3 protein-coding genes and 1 pseudogene are annotated in these 2,632 nt (G+C 62.8%); 2 read left to right on the forward strand and 2 right to left on the reverse strand.

What is annotated here, in order from left to right; genetic code table 11:
* Window positions 1-155, reverse strand: a pseudogene (locus WAW17_RS06960) (SDR family mycofactocin-dependent oxidoreductase); the annotation flags it as partial.
* 173 nt (window positions 156-328) lie between these two features.
* Entirely contained in the window at window positions 329-943 is a 615-nt protein-coding gene (locus WAW17_RS06965) for a TetR/AcrR family transcriptional regulator (RefSeq protein WP_422332268.1), read from the reverse strand.
* Between the two features lie 209 nt (window positions 944-1,152).
* On the opposite strand from WAW17_RS06965, the gene WAW17_RS06970 reads away from it, so the two are divergent.
* Together WAW17_RS06970 and WAW17_RS06975 are read left to right on the forward strand one after the other, a co-directional pair.
* Entirely contained in the window at window positions 1,153-1,356 is a 204-nt protein-coding gene (locus tag WAW17_RS06970; protein WP_422332269.1) for a ferredoxin, read from the forward strand.
* A gap of 39 nt (window positions 1,357-1,395) precedes the next feature.
* Window positions 1,396-2,616 carry a cytochrome P450 gene (locus WAW17_RS06975; RefSeq protein ID WP_422332270.1) on the forward strand — a complete coding sequence of 407 codons (1,221 nt, stop codon included), beginning with the start codon at window positions 1,396-1,398 and terminating at the stop codon, window positions 2,614-2,616.
* Window positions 2,617-2,632: the final 16 nt, after the last annotated feature.

Raw genomic sequence — 2,632 nt, forward strand, 5'->3', positions numbered from 1 at the left:
GCAGAGGCGTTGGGGTAGTCCATCGTGTCGATGTCGGCGCAGATGTCGATCGCGATGATGTCGGCACCTTCGCCGGCCAGCCGTAGCGCGTGTGAACGGCCTTGTCCGCGTGCCGCTCCGGTGATCAGGGCGACCTTGCCCTCGAGACTGGTCATTGACGTCCTCCGTCGTGTCGATACGAATGATTCACCGGTGAAGTTACTGCCGAATGCAGTCGAGAAGTCACGGCCAGCGCCGTGTTCGGTGATGTGGGCGTGCGCATGCACGCACCTCAAAGCTAGCTGAGGAAGTTAGTGAAGTGCAATACCTCACACGCCCGGGTCGGCTGCTATCGGGATGTGGCGGCCCGGAAGATCACGTCGACGAGCGGTGTCACGTGAGTCTCGACGTCGTTGCGGGCGTTGTCCCGCTCTGTCGGTGGCAGGGCGAGCGCATGTACCAGAATCGAGCCGAAGAGTGTCTCGAGCAGCGGTTGGAGCGGTACGTCGGCCTTGATTTCCCCGCGTTCCGCCGCTCTCGTGAACATGACCAACGCGCCCGATGCGAGAGCGTCTACGATCCGCTCCTGGAAGGGTTCGAGTTCGGCGAACTCGACGGTGACGGCGACGTCGACGGCGATGCGGAGCGTCGACCAGCCGATCGGGTCGAGGAAATATCGGAACAACCCGGCGGCCATTTCGGTGAGGTCGGATCGGAGGCAACCGGTGTCGAGGTCGGCGGCAAGTGGGAGCGCTACCGACTCGATGCTGTCGACGAGTAACTGCTCCCTGGTGGACCAACGCAGGTACAGGGCGGATTTTCCGACGCCGGCCCGTCGCGCGACGCCCTGCATGGTGAACGAACCCCATCCTGTGCGCGCATACTCTTCGAGTGCGGCGGCCATAATTCGACCGCTCAGGCCCGGATCGCGCGGTCGCCCGGGCGCGGTGGTCGGTGGCTTCATGGAACCGCTCCTCGATCTGTGACGGCGTGTGCGCCGGCTTCTACCAATCAACCATATGGCGGCTTGCCGCCCGCCCTGGAGTCGCCCGGTATCGGTACTTGCGGACCTTTCGAGTCCATAATAGTGTGTGATCTGAGCAACATCGCTTACTAGGAAAGCTCTGTAAGAGATCACCGAGCGCGAATCGCCCGTCCCGAGAAGGGAAGCCCATGAGGATTGCCGTGGACCAGGCCCGCTGCCAAGGCCACACATTGTGCGCGCTGGGCGCGCCGGACCTGTTCGAACTCAGCGAAGAGGACGGGCACGCGCAGCCCGCGGTCGACATTGTTCCGTCGGATCGACGAGAAGCCGCCCAGCGCGCGGAACTGGACTGTCCTGAACGCACCATCTCGCTCACGGGAAACGAAAAGTAATAGTGCCCAGAATCATTCGACCGAGTAGGAAGCCGTTCCATGACCGAAGTGCAGTTCGACCACCATTCGGAAGCGTATGCGCGGAATTGGCGCGACATCAATCGCGATCTGCGGGCCAAGTGCCCCGTCGCCCACACCGCCGCCCATGACGGATTCTGGGTGGTCAGTAAGTACGATGATATCGCCGACATCGCCCGGGACGACGACACCTTTTCGTCGTACCAGGAGTACGCGGACGGCTCGAAAGTCGGTGCCACCATTCCGGTCGGGCCGCTGCGGCAGGTGCCGATCGAGATGGACCCGCCGGAATTCTTCGACTACCGCAAACTGCTGAACGAGCGGTTCACTCCTGCCGCGGTGAAGAAGTGGGAGCCGTATCTGCGGGAGATCACCACCTTCTGCATCGACCGGGTGATCGAGTCGGGTTCCTGCGATTTCGTCAAAGATCTCACCTCACCGGTTCCGGCCATTTTCACCCTCCAACTGCTCGGGCTCCCGAAGGACGACTGGCAGAAGTTCTCCGACGTCACCCACTCGCTGGTGCATGCGGTCCCGGGAACGCCCGAGAGCGACGCTGCGATGGCCGGGATGTTCGAGATCGTCGGGCAGGTAACCACGGTGATGGCCGAACGCCGGGCGGAGCCGACGGACGATCTCATCTCCCTCATCGTCAACGCGGAGATCAACGGTGAACCGCTGACAGAAGAGCGCATCATTCAGATGATCACCCTCGTGATTTTCGGGGGTGTCGACACGACCGGCAGCCTCATCAGCAGCGTTCTCGAATGGCTGACCCGCAATCCCGAGGAACACGCGCGTTTGCGCAAGGACCCGAGTCTTCTGCGACCCGCCACCGAGGAGTTCCTCCGCTACTTCTCACCCGTGCCCGGACTTGCCCGAACAGCAACCAAGCAGTGCACCGTCGGCGGTCAAGAGGTGCAGGCCGGCGAGCGGCTGTTCATGTCGTGGTCGTCGGCGAACTACGACGAGGCCGTGTTCGACAATCCCGACGAGGTCGACATCGAACGAAGCCCCAACCGGCACCAGTCGTTCGGGCTCGGCATCCACCGATGCCTCGGATCCAACTTCGCCCGAGCCGAATTCCGAATAGTCATGGAAGAGGTGCTGCGGAGGATTCCGGAGTTCACGATCGACGAGTCCGCTGTCCCGTACGGGTCGATCGGCGTCGTGAACGGGTGGGTGTCGCTGCCCGCCAAGTTCGCCCCCGGTCCGCGCGAGGGGACGGGCGAACTGCTGTGACATCGAAGGTCTTCCC

The sequence above is a fragment of the Rhodococcus sp. (in: high G+C Gram-positive bacteria) genome, assembly GCF_049286785.1.
GTDB lineage: Bacteria > Actinomycetota > Actinomycetes > Mycobacteriales > Mycobacteriaceae > Rhodococcus_F.

Coding starts and splice junctions, on each gene's coding strand:
- WAW17_RS06965 (WP_422332268.1), bottom strand. CDS start 943: ATGAAGCCACCGACCACCGCGCCCGGGCGACCGCGCGATCCGGGCCTG.
- WAW17_RS06970 (WP_422332269.1), top strand. CDS start 1,153: ATGAGGATTGCCGTGGACCAGGCCCGCTGCCAAGGCCACACATTGTGC.
- WAW17_RS06975 (WP_422332270.1), top strand. CDS start 1,396: ATGACCGAAGTGCAGTTCGACCACCATTCGGAAGCGTATGCGCGGAAT.